General features: G+C 63.4%; 21 protein-coding genes. 15 read left to right on the top strand and 6 right to left on the bottom strand.

Annotated elements, in window-relative coordinates; translation table 11 throughout:
* Window positions 1-189: 189 nt before the first annotated feature.
* The 7 genes from APH27_RS08230 to APH27_RS08200 all read left to right on the top strand — a co-directional run bounded on the left by APH27_RS08230 (window position 190) and on the right by APH27_RS08200 (window position 10,750).
* Window positions 190-2,109, top strand: a complete 1,920-nt coding sequence (locus tag APH27_RS08230) for a DUF1302 domain-containing protein (protein ID WP_027918337.1) — start codon at window positions 190-192, stop codon at window positions 2,107-2,109.
* A gap of 25 nt (window positions 2,110-2,134) precedes the next feature.
* Window positions 2,135-3,499, top strand: coding sequence for a DUF1329 domain-containing protein (locus APH27_RS08225; protein WP_060484526.1), 1,365 nt, complete (start codon window positions 2,135-2,137; stop codon window positions 3,497-3,499).
* A gap of 252 nt (window positions 3,500-3,751) precedes the next feature.
* The gene (locus APH27_RS08220; protein ID WP_060484525.1) at window positions 3,752-6,469 is read left to right on the top strand and encodes a LuxR C-terminal-related transcriptional regulator; all 2,718 of its coding nucleotides are present in this window, start codon (window positions 3,752-3,754) and stop codon (window positions 6,467-6,469) included.
* Window positions 6,470-6,644: 175 nt separating this feature from the next.
* Window positions 6,645-8,252 (top strand): tetratricopeptide repeat-containing response regulator, encoded by a 1,608-nt coding sequence (locus APH27_RS08215; RefSeq protein WP_027918340.1) that lies wholly within the window; start codon window positions 6,645-6,647, stop codon window positions 8,250-8,252.
* Entirely contained in the window at window positions 8,249-8,941 is a 693-nt protein-coding gene (locus APH27_RS08210; protein WP_060484524.1) for a sensor histidine kinase KdpD, read from the top strand. Before APH27_RS08215 ends, APH27_RS08210 begins: the two co-directional genes overlap by 4 nt.
* A 329-nt stretch (window positions 8,942-9,270) precedes the next feature.
* Window positions 9,271-9,915, top strand: coding sequence for an MBL fold metallo-hydrolase (locus APH27_RS08205; RefSeq protein ID WP_027918342.1), 645 nt, complete (start codon window positions 9,271-9,273; stop codon window positions 9,913-9,915).
* A 109-nt stretch (window positions 9,916-10,024) separates the two neighbouring features.
* Window positions 10,025-10,750: an OmpA family protein gene (locus tag APH27_RS08200; RefSeq protein WP_027918343.1), complete on the top strand. Its 726-nt coding sequence runs from the start codon at window positions 10,025-10,027 to the stop codon at window positions 10,748-10,750.
* A 136-nt stretch (window positions 10,751-10,886) separates the two neighbouring features.
* Here the strand turns inward: APH27_RS08200 and pta are convergent, their stop codons facing one another.
* Both pta and APH27_RS08190 read right to left on the bottom strand, forming a co-directional pair.
* Window positions 10,887-12,974, bottom strand: coding sequence for a phosphate acetyltransferase (gene pta, locus APH27_RS08195; protein WP_027918344.1), 2,088 nt, complete (start codon window positions 12,972-12,974; stop codon window positions 10,887-10,889).
* A gap of 31 nt (window positions 12,975-13,005) precedes the next feature.
* A complete protein-coding gene (locus APH27_RS08190) occupies window positions 13,006-13,308 on the bottom strand; it encodes a DUF3565 domain-containing protein (RefSeq protein ID WP_027918345.1) in 303 nt (100 codons plus the stop codon).
* On the opposite strand from APH27_RS08190, the gene APH27_RS08185 reads away from it, so the two are divergent.
* From APH27_RS08185 to APH27_RS08175, 3 genes are all read left to right on the top strand, one after another.
* Entirely contained in the window at window positions 13,307-13,792 is a 486-nt protein-coding gene (locus tag APH27_RS08185) for a peptidylprolyl isomerase (RefSeq protein ID WP_027918346.1), read from the top strand. The genes APH27_RS08190 and APH27_RS08185 overlap by 2 nt on opposite strands.
* Window positions 13,793-13,937: 145 nt before the next feature.
* Window positions 13,938-14,420 (top strand): glutathione peroxidase, encoded by a 483-nt coding sequence (locus tag APH27_RS08180; RefSeq protein ID WP_027918347.1) that lies wholly within the window; start codon window positions 13,938-13,940, stop codon window positions 14,418-14,420.
* 187 nt (window positions 14,421-14,607) lie between these two features.
* The gene (locus tag APH27_RS08175; RefSeq protein WP_060484523.1) at window positions 14,608-15,711 is read left to right on the top strand and encodes an NADH:flavin oxidoreductase; all 1,104 of its coding nucleotides are present in this window, start codon (window positions 14,608-14,610) and stop codon (window positions 15,709-15,711) included.
* Here the strand turns inward: APH27_RS08175 and APH27_RS08170 are convergent.
* Window positions 15,680-16,894, bottom strand: a complete 1,215-nt coding sequence (locus tag APH27_RS08170; protein ID WP_060484522.1) for a glycosyltransferase family 1 protein — start codon at window positions 16,892-16,894, stop codon at window positions 15,680-15,682. The two genes, APH27_RS08175 and APH27_RS08170, sit on opposite strands and share 32 nt — an antisense overlap.
* 178 nt (window positions 16,895-17,072) lie before the next feature.
* Here APH27_RS08170 and APH27_RS08165 point away from each other — a divergent pair, with 178 nt between their 5' ends.
* Entirely contained in the window at window positions 17,073-18,392 is a 1,320-nt protein-coding gene (locus APH27_RS08165; RefSeq protein WP_027918350.1) for a PAS domain-containing methyl-accepting chemotaxis protein, read from the top strand.
* Window positions 18,393-18,458: 66 nt separating this feature from the next.
* Here the strand turns inward: APH27_RS08165 and APH27_RS08160 are convergent, their stop codons facing one another.
* On the bottom strand, window positions 18,459-18,848 hold the full coding sequence (locus APH27_RS08160; protein ID WP_060484521.1) for a hypothetical protein: 390 nt from the start codon (window positions 18,846-18,848) through the stop codon (window positions 18,459-18,461).
* Between the two features lie 83 nt (window positions 18,849-18,931).
* Window positions 18,932-19,663, bottom strand: a complete 732-nt coding sequence (gene cysZ / locus APH27_RS08155; RefSeq protein WP_027918352.1) for a sulfate transporter CysZ — start codon at window positions 19,661-19,663, stop codon at window positions 18,932-18,934.
* A gap of 311 nt (window positions 19,664-19,974) precedes the next feature.
* On the opposite strand from cysZ, the gene trxB reads away from it, so the two are divergent.
* The gene (gene trxB, locus APH27_RS08150; RefSeq protein WP_008097075.1) at window positions 19,975-20,937 is read left to right on the top strand and encodes a thioredoxin-disulfide reductase; all 963 of its coding nucleotides are present in this window, start codon (window positions 19,975-19,977) and stop codon (window positions 20,935-20,937) included.
* Between the two features lie 55 nt (window positions 20,938-20,992).
* Here trxB and nadC read toward each other — a convergent pair whose 3' ends face one another.
* Window positions 20,993-21,841 carry a carboxylating nicotinate-nucleotide diphosphorylase gene (gene nadC / locus APH27_RS08145; RefSeq protein ID WP_027918353.1) on the bottom strand — a complete coding sequence of 283 codons (849 nt, stop codon included), beginning with the start codon at window positions 21,839-21,841 and terminating at the stop codon, window positions 20,993-20,995.
* A gap of 244 nt (window positions 21,842-22,085) precedes the next feature.
* Between nadC and APH27_RS08140 the strand changes: the two genes are divergently transcribed.
* The 3 genes from APH27_RS08140 (at window position 22,086) to ampE (ending at window position 25,719) form a co-directional block, all read left to right on the top strand.
* Window positions 22,086-24,230 (top strand): DUF1631 domain-containing protein, encoded by a 2,145-nt coding sequence (locus APH27_RS08140; RefSeq protein ID WP_060484520.1) that lies wholly within the window; start codon window positions 22,086-22,088, stop codon window positions 24,228-24,230.
* A gap of 89 nt (window positions 24,231-24,319) precedes the next feature.
* Window positions 24,320-24,892 (top strand): 1,6-anhydro-N-acetylmuramyl-L-alanine amidase AmpD, encoded by a 573-nt coding sequence (gene ampD, locus APH27_RS08135; RefSeq protein WP_027918355.1) that lies wholly within the window; start codon window positions 24,320-24,322, stop codon window positions 24,890-24,892.
* Window positions 24,889-25,719, top strand: coding sequence for a regulatory signaling modulator protein AmpE (gene ampE, locus APH27_RS08130; protein ID WP_027918356.1), 831 nt, complete (start codon window positions 24,889-24,891; stop codon window positions 25,717-25,719). The genes ampD and ampE overlap by 4 nt, the downstream gene beginning before the upstream one ends.
* Window positions 25,720-25,725: the final 6 nt, after the last annotated feature.

The raw sequence follows: 25,725 nt of genomic DNA, 5'->3' as shown, positions 1-25,725 counted from the left end.
GCAAATCACACTTTAGAGGGATCAAGCACCTGAGCCTGCTGGCTATAGTCGGGGTCAGGGGATTTTCAGGAATGGGGGAGGGCGGCACGCGCAAGACGTGCCGCTGCAGGGGAAACCTGCACACCGGTCGCTCGGGCCGTTTCTGAAAGGACTCACTGCCATAACAATAAAGTACATGGAGTAGCGTCGATGAAATCTGCATATCCGTTCTGGCGGCGGGCCAAGTTGCCCTTGGCCGTCAGCCTTGCTTCCACGCTCGCAAGTCCTGCTTTCGCTGTCAGTTTCAACATTGGTGAAATCGAAGGCCAGTTCGACTCGTCGCTCTCCGTTGGCGCCAGCTGGTCCACTGCCAACCCCAACAAGAACCTGATCGGGGCCAACAACGGCGGCAAGGGCCTGTCGCAGACCTCCGACGATGGCCACCTGAACTTCAAGAAGGGCGAAACCTTCTCGAAGATCTTCAAAGGCATCCATGACCTCGAACTGAAGTACGGCGACACCGGTGTGTTCGTGCGCGGCAAGTACTGGTACGACTTCGAACTGAAAGACGAAAACCGCGAATTCAAGGACATCAGCGACTCCAACCGCAAGGAAGGCGCCAAGTCGGCGGGCTCGGAGCTGCTCGATGCCTTCGTCTACCACAACTACGCGCTCGGCGATCAGCCAGGCTCGGTGCGTCTGGGCAAGCAGGTGGTGAGCTGGGGCGAAAGTACCTTCATCGGCGGTGGCATCAACTCGATCAACCCGATCGATGTGTCGGCGTTCCGCCGCCCTGGTGCCGAGATCAAGGAAGGCCTGATCCCGGTCAACATGTTCTACGTGTCGCAAAGCCTGACCGACAACCTGTCGGCCGAAGGCTTCTATCAGATTGAATGGGACCAGACAGTTGTCGACAACTGCGGGACGTTCTTCTCCCAGCCGGACGTGATCGCCGACGGTTGCAACAACAACCTGGCGGTGCTCGCCACACGCAACTCGCTGAGCAGCCGGCTTGGGCCGCTGGCGACTCCGGTAAACAACACCCTGGCCGCCCGGGGCGTGACCTACGGTAACCCGGATGAAGGGGTTATCGTGCGCCGTGGCGCGGACCGCGATGCACGCGACAGCGGCCAGTTTGGTGTTGCCCTGCGTTACATGTTCGAGCCGCTCAACACCGAGTTCGGTGGCTACTTCATGAACTATCACAGCCGCGCGCCAATCTTCAGCGGTCGTGGCGCAGACGCTCAGTTCTACAGCACCAGCGGCCTGGGCGCTGCGCTGGTCAGAGCGGGCGTGCCGGCCGCCGCGTTGGCCAACCTGCTACCAAGCCTGATGCCGTTGCAGGTGGCCGGTAACTCCAGCTACTACGTTGAGTACCCGGAAGACATCCGCCTGTATGGCCTGAGCTTCTCGACCACACTGCCCACCGGCACTGCCTGGAGCGGGGAAATCAGCTATCGGCCGAATGCCCCGGTGCAGCTCAATACCACCGACATCCTCTATTCGGGCCTGACCCCGCTCAACCCCAACGTATCCGTGCTGCAAGGTACGCCGGGGGCGGACCAGCCTGGCTACCGCCGCAAGGAAGTCACCCAGCTGCAGACCACGTTCACCCACTTCTTCGACCAGGTGATGGGCGCGGAGCGGCTGACCATGGTCGGCGAAGTCGGCTGGACCCACGTCGGCGGCCTGGAGAGCACTTCCAAGGCGCGGTACGGGCGTGACCCGGTATTCGGCCCGGGCCCGCTGCCCAACGGCCAGTGCGAGGCGCTCAACACCAGCACGCTCGGCACCTCGAATGCCAACAACGTGTCGCGCTACTGCGAAAACGATGGTTACACCACTGCGGATTCCTGGGGTTACCGCGTGCGTGCGATCTGGGATTACAACAACGTCTTCGCCGGGGTGAACCTGCGCCCGAGCGTGGCCTGGTCGCATGACGTCGATGGCTATTCGCCGGGCCCGGGCGGCAACTTCGAAGAAGGGCGCAAGGCGATCAGCCTCGGCCTGGACGCGGAGTATCAGCAAACCTACACCGCCAGCCTGTCGTACACCAACTTCTTCGACGGCAAGTACAGCACCGTGGATGATCGCGACTTCGTCGCCCTCAGCTTCGGCGTGAACTTCTAAGAACATTGATCCAGGACGACACGAGATGAACAAGACCAGAAGTCTGCTGCAAGCCGGTGTACTGGGCCTGTCCCTGCTGGCGACCAGCGTCATGGCTGCGGTATCCGCCGATGAAGCGGCAAAACTTGGCAGCACCCTCACCCCGATGGGCGCGGAAAAGGCCGGTAACGCCGATGGTTCGATCGGCCCGTGGGAGCCACTGTCGAAAACCGCTGGCAGCGTCGATGCCAAAGGTTTCCTGTCTGACCCGTACGGCAGCGAAAAACCGCTGTTCACCATCACCGCGCAGAATGCCGAGCAGTACAAGGACAAGCTCTCGCCTGGCCAGCTGGCGATGCTCAAGCGCTACCCGGACACCTTCAAGATCCCGGTGTTCAAGACCCACCGTGGTTCCACGGTGCCTGACGATGTGTTCGCTGCCATCAAGAAGAACGCTACCGCGACCACCCTGGTCGAAGGTGGCAACGGCCTGAACAACTTCCAGACTGCCGTGCCGTTCCCGATCCCGAAAAGCGGCCTGGAAGTGATCTGGAACCACATCACCCGGTACCGCGGCGGCAGTGTCAGCCGCCTGGTGACCCAGGCAACCCCGCAGCAGAACGGCTCCTACAGCCTGGTGTATTTCGCCGACCACTTCGTCTTCCGCGACAAGATGAAGGACTACGACCCGAACAACCCAGGCAACATCCTGTTCTACTTCAAGCAGGAAGTGACCGCGCCGGCACGCCTGGCCGGGACCGTGCTGCTGGTGCACGAGACCCTCGATCAGGTCAAGGAACCGCGCAAGGCATGGATCTACAACGCCGGCCAGCGTCGTGTGCGCCAGGCCCCGCAAGTGTCGTACGACGGCCCGGGTACTGCGGCCGACGGCCTGCGCACCTCGGACAACCTGGACATGTACAACGGCGCGCCGGACCGCTACGACTGGAAGCTCGAGGGCAAGAAGGAGATGTACATCGCCTCCAACGCCTTCAAGCTGGATGACCCCAAGCTCAAGTACGCCGACATCCTCAAGGCCGGGCACATCAACCAGGACCTGACCCGCTATGAGTTGCGCCGGGTATGGCATGTGGTCGCGACGCTCAAGCCGGGCCAGCGGCACATCTACGCCAAACGTGACTTCTACATCGACGAGGACACCTGGCAGGCTGCGGTGATCGACCAGTATGACGGGCGCGGTCAGTTGTGGCGGATCTCCGAAGCGCATGCCCAGCCGTACTACAACAACCAGGTACCGTGGTACACCCTGGAAGCCATCTACGACCTGCAGTCGGGCCGCTATCTGGCACTGGGCATGAAGAACGAAGAGAAAAAAGCTTACGACTTCGGCTTCACTGCCAGCAAAGCCGATTTCCAGCCAGCCGCCCTGCGCCAGTCGGGCATCCGTTGAGCTGAAAAGCCGCAACTCCGTGTGACCCTCCCAGAACGCCCCGGCTTGCCGGGGTGTTTCTGTTTGCCCGGCCGATAAAACCGCTGAATGCTGCGTCACAGCCGCGCCCCAGCCCCTGCCCATCAGCCATGTTGCTTTTTGTCGCAGACTTTTCCAGACAAGTGGCGCCCATTGTCTTCAAATGCGTTGCATTACCCGCTAGTCTCGCAAACATCCGTACCGCCGTAGTTTTCCCAACAGAACGAGCCGGCCATGACAGATCTGTCCCGTACGCATGGATTCGCCAGCCAGGCCCTGGGCCCGCTGGACGGGCGTTTCTTCCGGCCACCGCAGCCGGACGGCCACGTGCCGCGTGCACGCCTGTGCCAGCGCTTGCAGGGCGGTCTTGGCGGGCGCTTGCTGCTGGTCAACGCCCCCGCCGGTTTTGGCAAAAGCTCCCTGGCCATCGAGTTCTGCGAGTCACTGCCGAGCCATTGGCGCAGCCTCTGGCTTGGCCTGAGCCAACGGGATGCTGACCCCGGTCGCTTCCTCGAACGCCTGCTCGAAGGCCTGCAGCAGTACTGCCCGGCTCTGGGCGGGCAGGCCATGGGCCTGCTGAAGATGCGTCAGCGCCACCAGCCCTTTGCGTTCGAAGAGTGGCTCGACAGCCTGCTTGACGAGTTGGGGCTCTACCTCCAGGCCGACACGCCCTTGCTGCTGGTGCTGGACGACTACCATCTGGCCCAGGGGCCGGTACTCGATCGCTGCCTGCAATTCTTCCTCAATCACTTGCCTGCTGGCCTGGTACTGCTGGTGACCAGCCGTCAGCGCCCGGACTGGCACCTGGCCCGGCTGCGCTTGTCACGGCAGTTGACCGAACTCAGTGAGCAGGACCTGCGCCTGACCCCGGAGGAGTCCCTGTCGGTAATTGGCCGCCAACCTACGGGGCTGCGCGGTCAGGCGCTCGACAACCTGATTCAACGCAGTGACGGCTGGGTGGCCGGGCTGCGGTTCTGGCAGCTGGCAGCCAGCGAAGCCGGTGACGAGAATGCTTTGCCTCAAGCCCTGCACGGGGGCGAAGGGTTGATCCGCGACTACTTGTTGGAAGAAGTCATCGAGATGCTGCCAGCAGATGTGCAGGCGTTTCTGTTCGATACGGCCTGCCAGGAGCGCTTCTGTGCAGCGCTCTGCGATGCGCTGCGTGAGCGTAGCGACAGTGCCGCGATCCTGCGTTATCTGCAGGCGCATCAGGTGTTCCTGGTACCACTGGACGAGCATGGCCACTGGTATCGCTACCATCACCTGTTCTCCGACCTGCTGCGCAGCCGCCAGTCCAGCGAACCGCTGGCGCGCCTGTACCTGCGCGCCAGCCGCTGGTTCCAGGGCCAGGGCTTGCTCGATGAGGCCGTGGAGCAGGCGTTGCGCGCCGGCCACCTCGACGTTGCTGCCGACCTGGTGCAGAGCCTGTCCGAGGAACAACTGCTGGCAGAGCAGAACGTCGGCATGCTGTTGCGTTGGAAGATGGACCTGCCCGACAGCCTGCTGATCAGCACGCCACGGTTGATCGTGCTGTACAGCTGGGCGCTTGGCCTGGCCTGCCAGCTGGATGCCGCTGAGGAGTTGGCCAGTTACCTCAGCCGCTTCCTGCCCGCGCCTTCAGCCACCGCGCAGAAGTCGATGCTGGCGCAATGGCTGGCCCTGAGCGGGGTCATCGCCCGTGGCCGCGGTGACCGCGAACGCACGCTGGCCTATTGCGGCGAAGCGCTGCAGAGCCTGCCGAGCAAACGCTATGGGCAACGCCTGGTGTGCCTGTCGACGCTGTCCAACCTGGCCATTGCCGATGGCGACTTCTGGCGTGCGCGCGGCTGGAACCGCGAGGCGCTGGAACTGGCGCAGCGTGTCGGTAACCCATTGTTCGAGGCGCTGGCGCATTACGATCGTGCGCGGGTGCTGCATGCCCGCGGCGAGGTTCTGCGGGCGTTGGATGAAGTGCGTCAGGGGTTGCAGCGCCTGCAGGGGCTGTCGGCACAGCGGCTGTACGCGGTGCGGGCGCGCCTGACCCTGTACGAAGGTTACCTGCTGGTGGCGCGCCTGCAGCCCGCGCAAGGTCGTGCGCGCTTGCGCGCAGGGCTGGGCGAGGCGCGTGCCTGCCGCGATATCAGCGTGCTGATCGGCCATTGTGTGATCGCCTCGCTCGATGGCCGTGAGGGCCAGTTTGCCGAGGCGTTCGCCGAGCTGGCCGAGGCGGAGCGGTTGATGCACATCTGGGATGTGCCACCGATCTTCTACCTGGCAATGATTACCCTGGTGAAGTGCGAGCTGTGGCTCGCCCAGGGCCGAATTGACCTGGCCGAATCCTGGTTGCTGCGCCTGGGCCAGACGTACGGCGGTGAGCACCCTGCGGCGGCGCCAGAGTTCCACCCGTTGTTGCCACTGCATATCGAATTGCAGCAGGCACTGCTCGAGCGTGTACAGCAGCGCAGCGAAGACGCCTTGGCGCGCCTGAGCGCCTTGGCCGAACGCGGGCAGGCCAGTGGCGGCATGATGCTCACCCTGCATGCACTGTCGCAGTGGGTCGACCTGTTGTTGAGCGAGGGGCGTGATGCACAGGCAGCGCAGTTGCTGCCCATGGCGTTGAGTGCAGCCCGGGGTGGGGTGTTGCAACCCTTCCAGCGGCTGATCGAATCGCACCCTGCGTGGCTACGTGAGCAACTGCTGGCGCAACCAGCCTGTCAGGCTCAGGCTGAACTGCTGGCTCGCCTGCCCGAGCCAGCGGCATCTGCTGGTAGCGCTGCTGAAGCACTGAGCGGTCGGGAGCTGGCGGTGCTCGAGTTGATCGCCCAAGGCTGTTCCAATCAGCAGATCAGCGAGCGCCTGTTCATCTCCCTGCACACCGTCAAGACCCATGCCAGCCATATCAACAGCAAGCTGGGGGTGGAGCGTCGCACCCAGGCAGTGGCGCGGGCCAAATCGCTGGGCTTGCTGGCCTGAAGGTAGCCGCAATCGGCATGGCACTATAAAATGATGGCTATAGGCCATTATGCTGTCATGTCGTGATTGCGCTGCATTCTCCACCCTCATCTTTCCAGGCCGGTTGCCGATACAGGTTTCGGCGATATGCATCGCCTCGCGCCATCCACCCATCTACCCAATACAGGTCGAGTTGATGCTGCAGTACGGGCAAAAAAGCTTTCTGATCGTCGACGACTTCACCGACTTCCGCACGTCGACCCGTTCCATGCTGCGCGAACTGGGCGTGCGTGATGTGGACACCGCCGACAGCGGTGAGCAGGCCCTGCGCATGTGCGGGCAGAAGCGCTACGACTATATCCTCCAGGACTTCCACCTCGGCGACGGCAAGAAGAACGGCCAGCAGGTCCTCGAAGACTTGATCCTCGACAAACTGATCAGCCATGAATGCGTATTCATCATGGTCACGGCCGAGAGCAGCCAGGCCATCGTGCTCAGTGCCTTGGAGCACGAGCCTGACGCCTACCTGACCAAACCGTTCAACCGTGTGGGCCTGGCCCAGCGCCTGGACAAGCTGACCCAGCGCAAGACCTTGCTCAAGCCGATTTTGCAGGCCCTCGACCGTGGTCGCCCGGCCGAAGTGCTGGCGGCGTGCGCCGAGCTGTGCAAGAAGGACCCGCGTTTTGCGCCGTTGTGCCTGCGCTACCGCGCCGACGCGCTGCGCGACCTCAACCGCTTCGATGAACTGGAGAAGTTTCTCAAGAGCATCCTCGCCAGCCGCCCGCAACCCTGGGTGTATTCGGCGCTGGGCAGCCTGATGCACAAGCGTGGGCAGAACGCCCAGGCCCAGGGCGTCTACGAGCAGGCGCTCAAGGCATTCCCGATCATGCCCGGGCTGTACGATGGCATGGCCGAAGTGCTGGTCGCTCAGGGCGAAACCAGGCGTGCCCAGAGCATGCTCGAGGAGGCGGTACGCTTGTCACCCCTGGCGGTGCGGCGGCAGGCTGCTTTGGGCAAGTTGGCGCTGGGCAACGACGACTTCGAAAGTGCCTCCAAGGCCTTCCGCCATGCGGTGAATCAGGGGCAGAGCTCGCGTTACAAGGATGCCGAAAGCAACCTTGGGCTGGTTCAGGCCCTGATGAGCAAGAACGCAGGCTTTGGCCTGGATGCCCGCGCCCGGGTCGAAATCAACACCGTGCTCAGCGAAGTGGCCAAGGACAACATCGAAGACCAGGGCCTGCAAGTACGTGCCCGGCTGATGAAGGCCGCCAGTCTGCAGCAGGCAGGCGACCCCGAGACTGCCGCCAAGCTTACCGAACAGGCCATGCAGCGGCTGGAGAAGATGGACCAGTTCTTCTCGGTCGAGGCGGCCTTGACTGTGGCCAGGCAACTGCAGACGCTCGGCCAGGAAGCGGCCGGCGGCAGCATTCTCAAGGCTTGCGTGGAAACCTACGGTGACGACCCCAAGGTCATGCAGAGTGTGGCCACACTGACTGACGACCCGGCCGTGCTGGGCGCGGTCACCGAAGCGGTCGACCTCAACCGCCAAGGCGTGCGCAGCTACCAGGCGGGGCAGCTCAACGAAGCCTTGCAGATGTTCCGCAAGGCCCTGTCGCTGCAACCGAAGAACATCAGCATCGCGCTTAATACGGCGCAGGCCTTGCTGCGTATCGGTGGCGAGGTGACCCCGCCGGTGATCCTGCAGGAATGCCGCGACTGCCTGACCCGCGTGGCCGGTATCCCGACCAGCGACAGCCGCTACGACCGTTACCGCAAACTGCACATCAAGGTCTTCGGCGCATGAGCCAGGATAATCAGGGGCTGGATTTTTCCACGGTGATCGCCTCCACCGTGCATGACCTGAAGAACTCGCTGTCAGCGTTGATCCAGTCCCATGACCAGTGGCTGGCACGGCTACCTGAAGAATGGCGCAGCGGTACCGAGCAGGGGGTGATCGAGCATGAGTTTCGCCACCTCAACGGCATGCTGGTGCAATTGCTGGGGCTATACAAGCTGGGCGTAAACCAGCTGCCGGTATGCCCGGACTACCATGAGCTGGATGACTTCATCGAAGCCCAACTGGCGGCCCACCAGGAAGTGCTGCAGCACAACGATATTCTGGCGACCTGGCGTGTCGACACCGACAACCCGCTGGGTTTCTTCGACCGCGAGCTGGTGGCCTCGGTGATCGCCAATGTGATCACCAACGCAACTCGCTATGCAGGCCATGCGCTGTTGGTCAGCATAGGCGAGGAAGACGAGCATCTGGTCATCAGCGTCAACGACGACGGCCCGGGCTATCCGGCGAAGATGCTCGAGCGTCAGCAGGATTACGTGCAGGGCATCGACTCGCAGAGCGGCAGTACCGGGCTCGGGCTGTACTTCGCGGCGCGGATTGCGGCGTTGCATGCGCGTAATGGCGTGCGCGGCCGGATCGAGATTGCCAATGGTGGGGCGCTTGGGGGCGGGTTGTTCAGGTTGTATTTGCCTTAGCGTCAGGGCCGCCATGTGTTCGCCACAGCATCTTCAGCGCCTATGAGATCGAGCGCCGCCCGCGCGGCGCATCGCGGATAAATCCGCTCCTACATCTGTTGCAACGTGGCCACGCCTGTGAGGCCATGGTTGTCAGTCGGTTTACACGGCTCAAGAGATGCGCCAGGGCAGGCGACCATGGCTTAACAGGTTCGGCACGTTGCAACAGATGTAGGAGCGGATTTATCCGCGATGCGCCGCGCGGGCGGCGCTCGATCTCACAGGCGCTGCATCTCCCAAGACATGCACTCCAGACCACGCTACCATTGCGACAGTATTCAGGAGTCCCCATGAACACTGCCCCAACCACTCTCATCCGCGAAACTTTCCCCGTAGGCCCCCTGCAGTGCAACTGCACGCTGATCGGCGACCCGGTCAGCAAGAAGGCCATCGTCGTCGACCCGGGTGGTGACCCGGACAAGATCCTCGCCCGCCTGCAGGCCCATGGCCTGACCCTGGTGAGCATCATCCACACCCACGCACACTTCGACCATTTCCTCGCTTCGGGCAAGCTCAAGGAGCTCACCGGCGCTACCTTGCACCTGCACAAGCAGGACCAGCCGCTGTGGGACAACCTGGAGATGCAATGCCAGATGTTCGGCGTGCCTTACACCCCGGTGCCGTCGCCAGACCGTTGGCTCGGCGATGATGAGCAGCTTGCCTGCGGCTGTGGTGTTGCCCTGCACACGCCAGGGCACACGCCAGGTTCGATGAGTTTCTGGTTCGCCGACGCCAAGCTATTGATCGCCGGTGACACCCTGTTCCGCCGTGGTATCGGCCGTACCGACCTGTGGGGCGGCGATCAGCGCGCTATCGTGCGATCGATCAAGGAGCGGCTGTATCGGCTGGACGAAGATGCCATCGTGGTCACCGGCCACGGGCCTGACACCCGCCTGGGCGACGAGATGCGCGAGAACCCTTTCGTACGGGCCTGAGCTGGCATGAAAAGCCTTTCATGGAATTTTTCCGTATCCTGGCAATCCAAGGCTGGCATAGATCCCTCCATGGTCTGCCGCACACACGAATTTTTGTAGGAGCTTGTCCATGTTCACCATGCGTCGCCTGATTATCGTCGCAACCGCTGCAGCCCTGATGACCGGTTGCGCCGGGCAGAACCCTTATGACAGCCAAGGCCAGGCTCAGGGCGAGTCCACGGGGATGAGCAAGACCGCCAAGTACGGCGGCCTGGGCGCCCTGGCCGGTGCTATCGCCGGTGCCGCCATCGACCACAACAACCGTGGCAAGGGCGCGCTGATCGGCGCCGCCGCAGTGGGTGCCGCCGCCGCTGGTTACGGCTACTACGCCGACAAGCAGGAAGCCGAGCTGCGCGCGAAAATGGCCAACACCGGCGTCGAAGTACAGCGCCAGGGTGACCAGATCAAGCTGATCATGCCGGGCAATATCACCTTCGCCACCGACTCGGCCAATATTTCGCCGAGCTTCTACAACCCGCTGAACAACCTGGCCAACTCGTTCAAGTCGTTCAACCAGAACACCATTGAAGTGGTGGGCTTCACCGACAGCACCGGCAGCCGCCAGCACAACATGGACCTGTCGCAGCGCCGCGCTCAGGCAGTCAGCACCTACCTGACCTCGCAGGGTGTGGATGCTTCGCGTGTGACGGTACGTGGCATGGGCCCGGACCAGCCGATCGCCAGCAACGCCGACGCCAATGGCCGCGCACAGAATCGCCGTGTGGAGGTCAACCTGAAGCCTATCCCGGGTCAGCAGTATGACCAGCAGCAGGGCCAGGTTCAGCAGTACCCATAATTGATCGCCGGGGCCGCTTTGCGGCCCTGTCCCGACACAAGGCCGCTCTCGCAGGCTATCGCGCAGTTTCAGAACTATGCGGTCCCCGGTAGGAGCGGCCTTGTGTCGCGATAGGGGCGCAAAGCGCCCCCAGTACTTACCGCACTACGCTCGCCTGAATCGCAGTCAGGGCGATGGTATGCACGATATCGTCCACCTGCGCCCCGCGTGGCAAGTCGTTCACCGGCTTGCGCAGCCCCTGCAGCATTGGCCCCAGGCTGACCCCGTCAGTGCTGCGCTGCACCGCCTTGTGGGTGGTGTTGCCAGTGTTCAGGTCCGGGAACACGAACACCGTTGCACGCCCGGCCACCTGGCTATCTGGCGCCAGCTGGCGAGCGACTTGCGGGTTGGCAGCGGCGTCATACTGCAGCGGCCCGTCAATCAGCAGCCCTTGCTCCGCAGCCTGTGCCAGGCGGGTGGCTTCACGCACTTTCCCAACTTCCTCGTCACTGGCCGAATCGCTCGAATAGCTGATCATCGCCACCCTTGGCGCGATGCCGAAGGCTTGTGCCGATTCGGCGCTCTGCCGGGCAATTTCGGCCAGCTCGCTGGCGCTGGGGTGTGGATTCATCACGCAGTCCCCATACACCAGCACCTGCTCGGGGAACAGCATGAAGAACACCGACGACACCAGGCTGGCGCCGGGCGCGGTCTTGATCAACTGCAGGGCGGGGCGAATGGTGTTGGCGGTGGAATGCACCAGGCCCGAGACCAGGCCATCGACCTCGTCCAGGGCCAGCATCATGGTGCCGATCACTACCGGGTCTTCCAGTTGTTGCTCGGCCATGGGCGCATTGAGGTTCTTGCTCTTGCGCAGGTTGACCATCGGCTCGACGTAGCGCCCGCGAATCAGCTCGGGGTCGAGCACTTCCAGGCCCGGCGGCAGGGTGATGCCTTGCGCACGGGCCACGGCTTCGACTGCCTCGGGCTTGGCCAGCAGCACACAGCGGGCGATGCCGCGCGCCTGGCAGATTGCAGCGGCCTGGACCAGTAGCGGCTCGGCGCCTTCAGGCAGGACGATGCGTTTGTTGGCCTGTTGTGCCCGCTGGATCAGCTGGTAGCGGAACACCGCCGGCGACAGCCGCATTTCCCGTGGCGTGCCACAACGTTGGTGCAGCCAGGCGGCATCCAGGTGGCTGGCGACGAAGTCGGTGATGAACTCGGCCCGGTCACGGTCATCCACGGGGATTTCGCGGTTCAGCGAGTTGAGCAGGTTGGCGGTGTCGTAGGAGCCCGTGCTCACTGACAGGATCGGCAGGCCGGCCTGCAGGGCGCCCCGGCACAGGCCAAGGATGCGTGCGTCGGGCTTGCTGTCGCTGGTCAGCAGCAGGCCGGCCAGGGGCACGCCGTTGATGGCGGCCAGGCTCACGGCGAGGATGATGTCGTCGCGATCGCCCGGGGTCACCACCAGGGTGCCTGGGGTCAGCAGTGGCACGGTATTGGCCACGGTGCGGGCGCAGATGATGATCTTGTTCATCCGCCGCTGCTCGTAGTCGCCAGCGTTGAGCACCTGTGCACCGAGCAGTTCGGCCACGTCGCGGGTGCGCGGGGCGTTCAGCTCGGGCTGGTAGGGGATGCAGCCAAGCAGGCGGAAGTCGTTGCCACGCAGCAGCGGCGAGTGTTCGCGCAGGCGGGTGGCAAAGTCGGCCATGCTTTCGTCGGTGCGCACCTTGTTGAGGATCACCCCGAGCACTTTTGGATCGCGTGGGCCGCCGAACATCTGGGCCTGCAGTTCGACCCGCCCGGACAGCTCGCTGAGCACTTCGTTTTCCGGGGCCGAGACCAGGATCACTTCGGCATCCAGGCTCTTGGCCAGGTGCAGGTTGACCCGCGCCGCATAGCTCGCGTGGCGGGTCGGCACCATGCCCTCGACCACCACCACGTCATTGCCGATGCAGGCTTGCTGATACAGGCGGATGATCTCTTCGAGCAACTCGTCCAGCTGGCCATCGCCGAGCATGCGCTCGACATGGGCCAGGCTCAGCGGCACAGGTGGCTTGATACCGTGGGTACGGGCAACCAGTTCGGTGGAGCGCTCCGGGCCAGTGTCGCCGGGGTGGGGCTGGGCGATCGGCTTGAAGAAGCCGACCTTGAGCCCGGCACGCTCCAAGGTACGTACCAGGCCCAGGCTGATGGAAGTCAGGCCGACACCAAAGTCGGTCGGCGCAATGAAAAAAGTCTGCATGCGTGCTTCTCGAAATAAGCGGTGCAAGGAATCAACGCCCAAGGGTAGCGCTATCGGCCCCTTGTGCGCACCAGCCACAGGCGAATGCCTGGCCGATGCGCCGGGCGCGCTGCCCGGCGTCGAGTACCCACGGCCGTGCCTGCCATGGTGGCTGGTGGCGCAGGTGCTGGGTGTGGCCGCAGGACAGCTCGACCACCCAGTGGCCTTCTTCGTCCTGGTGGAAGCCGGTGATCCGACTGATGGGTCGCCCCTCGTCCGCGCTGCGGTCGCAATCGGGCGATGCCTTGGTTACACTTGTCCGCTCTACATACTTTTGCAAAAGGTCTTGCCCCATGCTGATCGCCGCCAACAAGGCTGTCTCCATCGACTATACCCTGACCAACGACGCCGGGGAGACCATCGACAGCTCCGCCGGTGGTGCGCCGCTGGTTTACCTGCACGGTGCCGCCAACATCATCCCGGGCCTGGAAAAAGCCCTGGAAGGCAAGCAAGCCGGTGATGAGCTGGAAGTTGCCATCGAGCCGGAAGACGCCTACGGCGAGTACCTGGCCGAGCTGGTCAGCACCCTGAACCGCAGCCTGTTCGAAGGCGTCGACCAGCTGGAAGTCGGCATGCAGTTCCACGCTTCGGCGCCGGATGGCCAGATGCAGATCGTCACCATCCGCGATATCGACGGCGACGACATCACCGTCGACGGCAACCACCCGCTGGCTGGCCAGCGCCTGAACTTCAAGGTCAAGGTTGTCGACGTGCGTGACGCCAGCGAAGAAGAAATCGCTCACCGTCACATCCACGGTGAAGGTGGCCATCACCACTGATTTTCTGCGCTAAGCTCAGAAAGTCGCCAGGCGCTCGGACAAGCCGGCATGCCTCTCCAACGGGAGGTGCGCGGCTTGGAAGAGCGCCTTTTTAGTGGGCGCAATTCGCCCCTGCGGCAACCGGGAACTTGAGAGGGGATTCATCATGAGTGCATTTCACGACCTGACGTTGAAGGCGCTGAACGGCGAGGATCTGCCCCTGGCACCGTTCAAGGGCCAGGTGGTGCTGGTGGTCAATGTTGCCTCCAAGTGTGGTTTGACGCCGCAATACGCCTCGCTGGAAAAGCTCCAGCAGCAGTTCAAGGGCAAGGGGTTCAATGTGCTGGGCCTGCCTTGCAACCAGTTCGCCGGCCAGGAGCCTGGCAGCGAAAGGGAAATCCAGGATTTCTGCAGCCTGAACTATGGCGTGAGCTTCCCGCTCGGTGCCAAGCTCGAGGTCAACGGGCCGCAGCGCCACTCGCTGTATCGCCTGCTGGCGGGCGAGGGCGCTGAATTCCCTGGGGACATCAGCTGGAACTTCGAGAAGTTTCTGGTGGGCAAGGATGGCCGGGTGCTGGCGCGCTTTGCCCCGCGTACCGCACCGGATGATCCGTCTGTAGTACAGGCAATCGAGAAGGCCTTGAGCTGACTCCACACCCTGTGGGAACGGGTTTACCCGCGGATGCTGCAGTGGCCATGCCGGCGCCTTCGCGGGTAAACCCGCTCCTACAGTTGTTCACCACGATACCTGCGAATCACTCAAATCAATAATGCTGGGCCCAGCCCCGCGCTGCCCCTACCCTCAGGCGCATTTCCTCCATCAGACGGAAGCGCCAATGTCCACCAATCCACTGTTCCAACCCTTCACCCTCGGCGCGCTCGAGCTGCCGACCCGCGTCGTCATGGCGCCCATGACCCGTACCTTTTGCCCCGGTGGTGTGCCGCACGCCGGCGTGGTCGAGTACTACCGCCGCCGTGCCGCAGCAGGCGTGGGGCTGATCATCACCGAGGGCACCACGGTTGGTCACAAGGCCGCCAACGGTTACCCCAATGTGCCGCGCTTTCATGGTGAAGATGCCTTGGCCGGCTGGAAGCAGGTGGTCGACGCAGTGCATGCCGAAGGTGGCCGCATCGTGCCGCAGCTGTGGCACGTGGGCTCGGTGCGCCGCCTGGGCACCGAACCGGACGCCAGCGTGCCGGGTTACGGGCCGAGCGAGAAGCTCAAGGACGGGCAGGTGCTGGTGCACGGCATGACCCATGACGATATTCGCGAAGTGATCACCGCCTTCGCCGACGCGGCCCGCGACGCCAAGGCCATTGGCATGGATGGCGTGGAGATCCATGGCGCCCACGGCTACCTGATCGACCAGTTCTTCTGGGAGGCCAGCAACCGCCGCAGCGACGAGTATGGTGGTGACCTGGCCGGCCGCTCGCGCTTCGCCCTCGAGCTGATCCAGGCCGTGCGCGCTGCGGTGGGGCCGGACTTCCCGATCATCTTTCGCTTCTCGCAGTGGAAGCAGCAGGACTACAGCGCGCGCCTGGTGGAAAGCCCGCAAGCACTGGCCGCGTTCCTTGAGCCGCTGTCGGCGGCAGGTGTGGATATCTTCCATTGCTCGACCCGACGCTTCTGGGAGCCAGAGTTCGAAGGTTCCGAGCTGAACCTGGCCGGATGGACCCGCACACTCACCGGAAAACCGACCATCACGGTCGGCAGCGTGGGCCTCGATGGCGAGTTCCTGCAGTTCATGGTCGCCACCGACAAGGTGGCCAAGCCAGCCAGCCTGGAAGGCTTGCTGCGTCGTTTGGGCGATGAAGAGTTCGACCTGGTGGCGGTTGGCCGCGCGCTGCTGGTGGATGCCGAATGGGCGCAAAAGGTGCGTGAAGGGCGTGAGGCGGATGTGCTGCCGTTCAGCCGCGAGGCGTTGACGACCCTGGCTTGATCGCCAGCGCGGCGCCTGTCGGCCGGGTGCTGGCTGGCGCCGTATGGCAGGCGTTCAACAGATGTGATTCGAATTGCTCGACGATCGCTGGCCAGCCTTGACGGCTGGCGTGCTGGCGGGCGTTGAGGCGGACCCGGCGCAGGGTCTCGTCTTCTTCCAGCAGCCAGCAGGCGGCATCGACGAACGCGCACTGGTCGCCAGGCATGGCCAGCGCGCCACTGTGGCCATGGCGGATATGCTGGGCTGCGGCGGCTTCGTCGTAGGCGACTACGGCCAGGCCAGAGGCCATGGCTTCGAGTACTACGTTGCCGAAAGTTTCGGTCAGGCTCGGAAACAGGAACAGGTCACCGCTGGCGTAATGCTCGGCCAGCGCTTCGCCGCGCTGAGCGCCGCAGAACAGCGCATCCGGCATTTGCTGCTCAAGGGCTGCCCGCTGCGGGCCATCGCCTACCACTACCAGCCGCAGACGCCGCTGTGGATAAGTTTTCTGCAAGGCTTGCAGGCAGGGTTGCAACAGCCCCAGGTTCTTTTCTGCGGCCAGGCGCCCGACGTGCAGTACGGCGATGTCGTCGGCGCCGAGCCCCCAGCTTTCCCGTAACGGCTGGCTGCGGCGGGCTGGGGTGAACAGGTTGGCGTCGACACCCCGGGCCATCAAGGCCAGGCGCTCGAACCCGCGCCGTTCCAGCTCCAGGCGCTGGCTGACGCTGGGTACCAGCGTGGCGGCGGTGCGCCGATGGAACCAGCGCAGGTAATGGGTGAGCAGGCGCGCCAGCAGGCCGAGGCCGTATTGGCCGGAATATTGCGGGAAGTTGGTGTGAAAGCCACTGACCACGGCAACCCCAAGGCGTCGGGCTGCGCGCAGGGCGCTCAGGCCCAATGGACCTTCGGTTGCGATGTACAGCACGTCCGGGCGCTGCCGGCGCCAGCGACGCAGCAGCGTGTGCATCGACACTTCGCCCCACTGCAGGCCGGGATAGCCGGGCAGCGCCCAGCCACGGCAGAGCAACAGGTCCTGTTCATCATTCGTCGGTGCTTCGTTGGCTTGCCGCGGGCGAACGATTTCCACGTGATGGCCACGCTGTCGCAAACCTTCGCTGAGGCGGCCAAGGGTGTTGGCCACGCCGTTGATTTCGGGTGGGAAGGTTTCGCTGACGAGAGAGATGCGTAGGGCGGGTGTATTCATGACAAAAAGTGTCCGCCTGCTGCGTTGCGCTCACATGACAGCCTTGTGACGCGCAGGTGACGCCTGATTTCCGGCAGTTTCGGCTTTGTGAATATTTCTTTTCAGGGCGCTCAAGCGGCACGAGGCGCAGCCGATGAAGATGCATCCGAATCGGTTGATGCGCTCCGGGAGTGCGGTGATGTTCAACAGCAAGCTCAAGAAAGAAATCCAGCAACTGCGCGAAGAGCTGATGGCCGTCGAGCAGGTCAAGAGCAGCCTCGACAGCGAGATGCTGGTGCTGCAGCTCGACCCTCAGGGGCGTATCGAGCAGGTCAACGGTAATTTCGAGAGCGAAATGCTCTACCGCGCCGAGCAGCTGATTGGCCGCAACATCGAAGACATCGTGCCCGCGCACGTGAAAAAGCTCGATTTCTACCAGCGCATGAAAAACGCCATCAGCCGTGGCGAGCACCTCAACGGCGCCTTCCGCCTGCTGCGGGGCAACGGCCAGGAGGCTTGGCTGCGTTCGATCCTGCAGCCGGTGAAGAACGTTGATGGTCGGATCAGGCATTTCTCCATGCACTCCAGTGACCTGACCCGCACCATCGAAGCATCGCGCGAGCACGAAAGCCTGATCAAGGCGCTGATGCGCTCCACCGCACTGATCGAGTTCAACCTCGACGGCGAGGTACTGACCGCCAACGACCGTTTCCTGCAGTCGGTGGGGTACAGCCTGGAGCAGGTGCGTGGCAAGCATCACCGCATCTTCTGCGACCCGGCAGAAGCCAGCTCTGCCGGTTATCAGGCCTTCTGGGACAGGCTGCGCCGCGGCGAGTACGTGGCCGACCGTTTCAAACGGGTCGACGCCCATGGCCGCACGGTCTGGCTGGAAGCCTCCTACAACCCCATCTTCGATGCCCATGACGTGCTGTACAAGGTGGTCAAGTTCGCCACCGTGATCACCGATCAGGTCAATCAGGAACAAGCCGTGGCGCAGGCCGCCGACATTGCTTACAACACCTCACTGGAAACCGACAACAGCGCCCGCAAGGCCACTGAGGTGGTGACGCAGACCGTGGACGTGATGCGTGGCCTTGAAGGCTCCATGCAGAACGCTGCTGAGGGTATCCAGGCATTGGACCAGCAGTCCAAGGTGATTGGCGCAATCATCAAGACCATCAGCGACATCGCCGGGCAGACCAACCTGCTGGCGCTCAACGCCGCCATCGAAGCAGCCCGCGCCGGCGAGCAAGGTCGTGGCTTCGCCGTGGTCGCCGACGAAGTGCGGCAGCTGGCCTCGCGTACCAGCAGCGCCACCGAGGAGATTGCCAAGGTGGTGCAGCAGAACGAACAGCTGGCCCAGGCGGCGGTGGATATCATCGACACCAGCAAGCGCCAGGCCGAACAGGGGCTGGCGCTGGCCGCGGATACCGGTGGGGTGATCGTCGAGATCCAGGAAGGCGCGAAGAAAGTGGTGGATGCGGTGGGGCAGTTTTCAAACCGGCTCAGCCACGCATGATCGAGCAGTGAAAGGGGCTGCATGGCAGCCCCTGCAGGATGGATGCACAGGCCTTGGAACGTGCTGTCAGCCTTTGGCTTCAGTCTCTTTGATGTGTTCGTAGACCAGGGCCATGACGTCGTTGGCGATTTCGACCGAAATGTCTACGCGGGCTTCTTCTGACATCGTGTACTGAACAGCGTAGAAATCGCCACCGGTCCCGACCTGAATGCTGTGTCGCTCGTTGTTCAGTACTGCCTCGGTCAGCATTTGCACCAGCGATTTGCTGAAAATGACCGTACCGTCTTGGGCGGCCGAATAGAAAATCTGATCGTAGGGGTGAGAAACGCCTGCGTTTTCCAGTGCCTCGCGCAGCCGCCACTTCACACGATGTCTAGCGACCTCTGTGCCTTGGTGGTGCTCGGCAATACCCGCCAGTTCAATGTAGTCCTTACGTTTTACGTCGTAGAATTCCATGATCGTTCTCCAGGTTTCAGGCCACGGTATTGCGGCCTGAAACGTATTGGAGTTCGAACGGGGCGATGGTGAGCGGTAGATGTTTATTGAACGCGTTCACGCACCCAGAACAGCGTGGCACCTGCCACCGCCGCCGGCATCATCAGCACGTTCACCCCCGGAATCAGCAGCGCCAGGTAGGTGATGCCGCCAAAGCCCAGCGACTGCCAGCGCTTGCTGCGCAGCCAGGCGAGCATGTCCTGCCAGCTCATCTTGTTGTTGTCCGCCGGGTAGTCGATGTACTGGATGGCCATCATCCATACACCGAAGATCAGCCACAGCGGCGCGGCCACCACGTTGACCCCCGGGATCAGCGACAGGATGAACAGGCCGATCGCCCGTGGCAGGAAGTAGCCGAGCTTGCGCATCTCGCGGCCGAAGGTGCGTGGCACCATCGCCATCAGCTCGCCCCAGCTGAAGGCCGGGAACGGGTCTTCACCACGCACGACCACCTCGACCTTTTCCGCCAGAAAGCCGTTGAACGGCGCGGCGATGACGTTGGCCACCAGGGTGAAGGTGAAGAACACCATCAGCACCAGCAAGGCGACGAACAACGGCCACAGAATGTAGGAAAGGAAGCTCAACCAGCTGGGCAGGGTCGGCATCAGGGCGTCGAGCCACAGGCTGAATTCGTGGCCTGCAAAATAGATCAGGCCGCCAAACAGCAGCAGGTTGATCGCCAGCGGCAGCAGCACGAACATCCGCAGGTTGGGGCTCAGCACCAGTTTCAGGCCTTCGCGCAGATACTGGGGGCCGGAGAGGACAGGGGCTTGCATCGGGATACTCCGCAGAGAAGGGAAAACGCGCTGACCTTACCGAGTTTGCCGCGCCGACGAAAGGCAGGCAGACATGAAGAAACCGGCTGTAACAAATGTGGCAGGGCCGTTTGCGCACGTGAAATTCGCAGATAGAGGATGCCTATGAGGTGGATTGTCGAAGGATATTTCCTTAATCTTTGCGACCTCGCTACAGTGCGCTCAACTTTCCGCTTTCTGGGCCTGCGCGTTGTAGCCTTCCCCAAGTGCTGCGTGGGTCCTTTTTAATTTCCAGCTGGCGGCCCCTGTGGCCCGCTCGACAGGAGTTCGACATGTCTGAAGTACGTCATTCGCGCGTCATCATCCTCGGTTCCGGCCCTGCCGGTTACAGCGCCGCGGTCTACGCTGCCCGCGCCAACCTCAAGCCACTGCTGATCACCGGCATGCAGGCAGGTGGCCAGCTGACCACCACCACCGAAGTCGACAACTGGCCGGGCGACCCCCACGGCCTGACCGGCCCGGCCCTGATGCAGCGCATGCAGGAACACGCCGAGCGTTTCGAGACCGAGATTGTCTTTGACCACATCAACGCCGTCGACCTGGCCAACAAGCCGTACACCCTGCAAGGTGATAGCGGCAAGTACACCTGCGACGCCCTGATCATCGCCACCGGCGCCAGCGCCCGTTACCTGGGCCTGCCATCGGAAGAGGCGTTCATGGGCAAGGGCGTTTCGGCCTGCGCAACCTGCGACGGTTTCTTCTACCGCAACAAGCCAGTCGCCGTGGTCGGCGGCGGCAACACGGCCGTGGAAGAAGCGCTGTACCTGGCCAACATCGCCAGCAAGGTGACCCTGGTGCACCGCCGCGAAACCTTCCGCGCCGAGAAGATCCTGGTCGACAAGCTCAACGCCCGCGTTGCCGAAGGTAAGATCGAGCTCAAGCTCAATGCCACCTTGGACGAAGTACTGGGTGACAACATGGGCGTGACCGGTGCGCGCCTGAAGAACAACGACGGCAGCAGCGACGAAATCAAGGTCGACGGCGTGTTCATCGCTATTGGCCACACCCCGAACACCTCGCTGTTCGAAGGCCAGCTGACCCTGAAGGACGGCTACCTGGTGGTCAACGGTGGCCGTGAAGGTAACGCCACGGCCACCAACGTCGAAGGCGTGTTCGCTGCTGGCGACGTGGCTGACCACGTTTACCGTCAGGCCATTACCTCGGCCGGCGCCGGCTGCATGGCGGCACTGGACGTCGAGCGCTACCTGGACGGCCTGGCCAACGCCTCGTTCTGATTCGGGTGACAAAAAAACCGGCCAACTGGCCGGTTTTTTCATGCCTGCGATTCGGTCACAGGCTCAAGCGCATCGACAGATCCACGGCCTTCACATCCTTGGTCATCGCACCAATCGAGATGTAGTCGACGCCGGTTTCGGCAATCACCCGCAAGGTGGTTTCATTGACCCCGCCACTGGCTTCCAGCTTGGCCTTGCCAGCGGTGATGCGTACCGCTTCGCGCATTTCATCCAGGGTCAGCTCGTCGAGCATGATGATGTCGGCGCCAGCATTCAGCGCCTGACGCAGTTCATCCAGGCTTTCCACTTCGATTTCCACCGGCTTGCCGGGGGCGATACGGTGCGCCGCTGCCACGGCCTCGGCCACGCCACCGCTGGCGGCGATGTGGTTTTCCTTGATCAGGAAGGCGTCATACAGACCGATGCGGTGGTTGTGGCAACCACCGCAGGTGACCGCGTACTTCTGCGCCAGGCGCAAGCCCGGCAGGGTCTTGCGGGTATCGAGCAGCTGCACCTGGGTACCTTCGACCAAGTCGGCGAGGAAACGCGAACGGGTGGCCACCCCCGACAGCATCTGCAGGAAGTTCAGTGCGCTGCGCTCACCGCTGAGCAGCGAACGCGCCGGGCCTTCGAGGTGGAACAGCGGCTGATTGGCAGTGGCGCGCTCGCCATCGGCCACTTGCCAGTGCACGGCCACGCGCGGGTCGAGCTGGCGGAACACGGCATCGACCCAGGCAGTGCCGGCAATCACGCAGTCTTCGCGGGTGATGATGGTGGCCTTGGCCAGGCGCTCGGCCGGGATCAGCTGCGCGGTGATGTCGCCGCTGCCGATGTCCTCCAGCAGCGCGCGGCGCACATTGGCTTCGATCTCGGCGGTCAGGTCGGCAAGGCGTAGGTTCGGCATGGTCGGCTCCACAAGCTAGATGCCGGCGATTATAGGGCAGGGGGGCGGCGCCGTGTACAGCTGCCTTGCGGGTGACCATTGGTCAGGGCACATGAGCATTTGCCTGAAAACAGAGTCACTTACCCGCCGGCGAAGAAAGCTGGTAGCTGTCGGTATTTTTACCGATAATGGCGCCCAACATTTGGCGTCATAGCTTTGACGATTTTTCGCCCTATCGAATACGTCACCCAGCAAGGAGTTCGGGATGCATAAAGAAGGCAAGGTGGTGCCCCTGGCTGCCGCCATGGAACGAGGCGAACGCACGCCTTTACCTTGCCTCCCGGTATTGCTGCTGCAAGTGCGTGACAAGGCGGCCCTGCAACTGCGACAAGGCCTGCAGGCGCTGTTCGACAATGCCGACGATATGCTGTTCGAAATGGCCGACCGCGCGGCCGATCGCGTCGACCAGAACCTGTACTTCGAGGCCATGCGTGACTTGCGCCTGAAGCGCAAGAGCATTGAGCGCGGCTTTCTCGATATCTTCTACGACACCTTCGCTCGCATCGGCCAGTTCGACCCGCTGGGCCAGCAAGCGGCGAAAGGCAAGGCAGACATGGAACGTGCCGTCGCCGTCGACGGCATGGTCGCACGGGGGCTGTCGCGTGATGGCGTCGCCCTCGAGCAACTGGGCGTGCGCTTGCAATGCCTGCTCGGGCGCAGTTTCGACGAACAGCAGAACCCGTTCGGGCCTGCGGCGCTGTGTCTCTACTTCCTCGATGCCGGGCGCAACCTGGGCGTGGGGCTGCGGGTCAAGCTGATCTTGCTGAAGCTGTTCGAGCGCTATGTGCTGCGTGACATCGATGTGCTCTATGCCGAGGCCAACCAGTTGCTGGCCGCAGCGGGTGTGATGCCGGAACTGCAGCCAGCGCCGCGGCGGCGCGCCGAGGACCGCCGCTTGAGTGCGCGGCGCATGTCGGCCACACGCGAGCCTGAAACCTTGGGCGCAGACAGTGCCGGGCATGCTTTCATGCGTTCGCTGGAAGGCCTGTTGGCGCCGTGCCGAGGTCAGGTCGCCCCGCGCGTGCAAGCCGCCGCCAGCGCCCAGCCGATCAGCACCGCCGACTTGCTGCGGTTGCTTTCGCACCTGCAGCATTATGTGCCGGCCACGACCGACGATGACGAATTCGACCTGGGCCAGCAGCTTGAGCAACTGCTGCTGCGGGTCAGCGTGCGCAGCGGTACCCGCCGGCGCATCGCGTGTGCCGACGAGGACATGATCAACCTGGTAGGTCTGCTGTTCGCCTACATCGCAGCCGACGACAACCTGCCACTGAGCCTGCGCGCACTGCTCGTTCGCCTGCATATACCGCTGCTCAAGGTGGCGCTGCTGGACAAAGGCCTGTTCAGCCGAGCCAGCCACCCGGCGCGGCGCCTGCTCAACGAGATCGCTGCTGCCGCGATTGGCTGGGACACTGGCAGCGAGGGCCTGCGCGACAGCCTGCACCTGCGTGTCGAGCGCATCGTCCAGCGCCTGCTCAATGACTTCACCGAAGACACCGAGCTGTTCGCCGAGCTGCTGGAGGACTTTCTTGCCTTCAACCAGGACGAGCGCCGGCGCAACGAACTGCTGGAGCAGCGCACGCGCGATGCCGAAGAAGGCCGCGCCCGTGCCTTGCAGGCCCGCCAACAGGTGCAGCAGGCGCTCAACCAGCGCCTGCGCGGGCGCACGCTGCCGCAGGTGGTGGTGCACATGCTGGTCCAGGCCTGGAGCCAGGTGCTGTTGCTGGCCTGGCTCAAGCAGGGCGAGGCGTCCCAGGCCTGGCAGCAGGCGCTGGCCACCATGGATACCCTGCTCGCCAGCATTGCCCCGCACCAGCCGCCCCAGGTATTGCTGCAACAAGTGCCAGGCCTGCTCAAGGCCCTGCGTGACGGTCTGGCCAGCGTGGCGGTGGATTCAGCGGCTACTCGCGGGTTCTTCCAGCAACTGGAGCAGCTGCACTTGCGCGCGTGCGAAGGGGCGGCATGGCCAGCTGGCAGCGATGAACTGGCCGAAGTCCTGGTGGCCGAGGACATCGTGCTCGCCATCGCCGAAGAGTCTGCCTGCGCACCGCTGCGCCAACTCGATGAGCAAGCGGCAGAGCTGCGCCTGGTGCAGCGCTTGCGCATTGGCACCTGGGTGGAAATGCTCGATGACGACGAGCCGCTGCGCTGCAAGCTGGTCGCACGCATCGACAGCAGCGACCGGCTGGTCTTCGCCAACCGCACCGGCATGAAGGTGCGTGAGTGGAGCTCTGTCGCGCTGGCGCAGGCGCTGCATCGCGGTGCGGCACGGCTGCTGGATGATGGCTTGCTGTTCGAACGAGCGTTGCAAGCCGTGCTTGACGGCCTGCGTCAGCCGCAGGTGCAGTGAGCCGGCGGCATTACAATCATTCACATGCACAGCGCCCCACGCGCAAGGCATACTGCAGGTCTGTACCGGCGCTTTTCAGGATCTGCCCCATGCAATTGGACCGTGCCACTGGCTGGTTCCACGGAAACGGAATCACCCACTGCCCCTCGCCGAACTTCAACGCCCGCCCAGAGGGTGAAGCGATTTCCCTGCTGGTGATCCACAACATCAGCCTGCCGCCGGCCTGCTTCGGCAGCGGCAAGGTGCAGCAGTTCTTCCAGAACCGCCTGGACCCGAACGAACATCCTTACTTTGCCAGCATCAGCCACCTGACCGTCTCGGCCCATCTGTTTGTCGAGCGCGATGGGGCGGTGACTCAGTTCGTGTCATTGCTCGATCGTGCCTGGCATGCCGGTGTGTCGAGTTTCGACGGGCGCGAAGGCTGCAACGACTTCTCCATCGGGATCGAGCTCGAAGGCACTGACGATCTGCCCTATACCGATGCCCAGTACGCCGTTCTGGAGCAACTCACCCGGCAGATCCAGGCCGCCTGGCCAGTGATCGACCTTGAGCGTATCCAGGGCCACAGCGACATTGCCCCGGTGCGCAAGACCGACCCTGGCCCGGCGTTCGACTGGGCGCGTTACCGCAAGGCCATGAAGGATAACGAGGACAACGCATGAGTTTTCTGGTGCTGATACTGGTGCTGTGGGTAGAGAAGTTCTCTGCGCTGCGCCATCAGGTACAACGGGACGGTTTCTTTCTGGGCGAACTGGTGCGCCTGGAGCGCAGTGGCAAGGTACACCCCTGGTGGACACTGGCGATCCTGGTGCTGGCGCCGGTGGCCGTGCTGGTGCTGTTGCTGCACGTACTGGACCCGGTGGCGTATGGCTTGCTGGCCTTGCCGCTGCACTTGCTGGTGGTGATCTACAGCCTGGGGCGCGGCGATGCCAAGGCTTCACTCGGGCCCTTGCGCGATGCCTGGCGGCGTGGCGACGACCAGGCTGCGCTGCGGGTGGCCGAACGCGACCTGGGCCTGGCGGCCGACGAGCCGCACAGCTTGCTGGTGCGTGTGCAGGGTTACCTGTTGTGGCAGGCCTATCAGAGCTTTTTCGCGGTGATCTTCTGGTACTTCGTGCTTGGCCCTGGCGCGGCGCTGGCCTACCGCTTGCTGGCGCTGACGGGGGAGCATAGCCGCCAGCCTGCGCTCAAGGCCCGTGCCGAACAGCTGCGGCATGTCATGGACTGGCTGCCGGTGCGGGTGCTCGCCATGAGCTTCGCGCTGGTCGGCAATTTCGTCGCGGTAATGCGGGTGATGCTGCACGAGCTGCTCAACTGGCACATCAGCGCCGGGCACCTGGTGACCAGGGTCGGGCGCATTGCCGATGACATCCCCGAGGAAGAAGATGCCCAGCGCGGGTTGGGGCGACTGGACAGCCTGTGGGACCTGCTGCTGCGTTGTGCCGTGTTGTGGTACGCAGGCTTCGCCCTGTGGACAGTTTTGATGTAGTAGGTT

Origin of the sequence: Pseudomonas sp. NBRC 111123 (genome assembly GCF_001320205.1) — a bacterium.
GTDB classification, from domain to species: Bacteria; Pseudomonadota; Gammaproteobacteria; order Pseudomonadales; family Pseudomonadaceae; genus Aquipseudomonas; species Aquipseudomonas putida_J.
This window is presented reverse-complemented; position numbering and strand designations above follow the sequence as displayed.

Excerpts from the sequence above, each read along its gene's own strand:
- APH27_RS08180 (WP_027918347.1), top strand. The coding sequence starts at position 13,938 with ATGAGTGCATTTCACGACCTGACGTTGAAGGCGCTGAACGGCGAGGAT.
- cysZ (WP_027918352.1), bottom strand. The coding sequence starts at position 19,663 with ATGCAAGCCCCTGTCCTCTCCGGCCCCCAGTATCTGCGCGAAGGCCTG.
- APH27_RS08140 (WP_060484520.1), top strand. The coding sequence starts at position 22,086 with ATGCATAAAGAAGGCAAGGTGGTGCCCCTGGCTGCCGCCATGGAACGA.
- APH27_RS08160 (WP_060484521.1), bottom strand. The coding sequence starts at position 18,848 with ATGGAATTCTACGACGTAAAACGTAAGGACTACATTGAACTGGCGGGT.
- APH27_RS08170 (WP_060484522.1), bottom strand. The coding sequence starts at position 16,894 with ATGAATACACCCGCCCTACGCATCTCTCTCGTCAGCGAAACCTTCCCA.
- pta (WP_027918344.1), bottom strand. The coding sequence starts at position 12,974 with ATGCAGACTTTTTTCATTGCGCCGACCGACTTTGGTGTCGGCCTGACT.
- nadC (WP_027918353.1), bottom strand. The coding sequence starts at position 21,841 with ATGCCGAACCTACGCCTTGCCGACCTGACCGCCGAGATCGAAGCCAAT.
- APH27_RS08215 (WP_027918340.1), top strand. The coding sequence starts at position 6,645 with ATGCTGCAGTACGGGCAAAAAAGCTTTCTGATCGTCGACGACTTCACC.
- APH27_RS08190 (WP_027918345.1), bottom strand. The coding sequence starts at position 13,308 with ATGGGGCAAGACCTTTTGCAAAAGTATGTAGAGCGGACAAGTGTAACC.
- APH27_RS08225 (WP_060484526.1), top strand. The coding sequence starts at position 2,135 with ATGAACAAGACCAGAAGTCTGCTGCAAGCCGGTGTACTGGGCCTGTCC.
- APH27_RS08165 (WP_027918350.1), top strand. The coding sequence starts at position 17,073 with ATGTTCAACAGCAAGCTCAAGAAAGAAATCCAGCAACTGCGCGAAGAG.
- APH27_RS08200 (WP_027918343.1), top strand. The coding sequence starts at position 10,025 with ATGTTCACCATGCGTCGCCTGATTATCGTCGCAACCGCTGCAGCCCTG.
- APH27_RS08205 (WP_027918342.1), top strand. The coding sequence starts at position 9,271 with ATGAACACTGCCCCAACCACTCTCATCCGCGAAACTTTCCCCGTAGGC.
- APH27_RS08230 (WP_027918337.1), top strand. The coding sequence starts at position 190 with ATGAAATCTGCATATCCGTTCTGGCGGCGGGCCAAGTTGCCCTTGGCC.
- APH27_RS08210 (WP_060484524.1), top strand. The coding sequence starts at position 8,249 with ATGAGCCAGGATAATCAGGGGCTGGATTTTTCCACGGTGATCGCCTCC.
- APH27_RS08220 (WP_060484525.1), top strand. The coding sequence starts at position 3,752 with ATGACAGATCTGTCCCGTACGCATGGATTCGCCAGCCAGGCCCTGGGC.
- trxB (WP_008097075.1), top strand. The coding sequence starts at position 19,975 with ATGTCTGAAGTACGTCATTCGCGCGTCATCATCCTCGGTTCCGGCCCT.
- ampE (WP_027918356.1), top strand. The coding sequence starts at position 24,889 with ATGAGTTTTCTGGTGCTGATACTGGTGCTGTGGGTAGAGAAGTTCTCT.
- APH27_RS08175 (WP_060484523.1), top strand. The coding sequence starts at position 14,608 with ATGTCCACCAATCCACTGTTCCAACCCTTCACCCTCGGCGCGCTCGAG.
- APH27_RS08185 (WP_027918346.1), top strand. The coding sequence starts at position 13,307 with ATGCTGATCGCCGCCAACAAGGCTGTCTCCATCGACTATACCCTGACC.
- ampD (WP_027918355.1), top strand. The coding sequence starts at position 24,320 with ATGCAATTGGACCGTGCCACTGGCTGGTTCCACGGAAACGGAATCACC.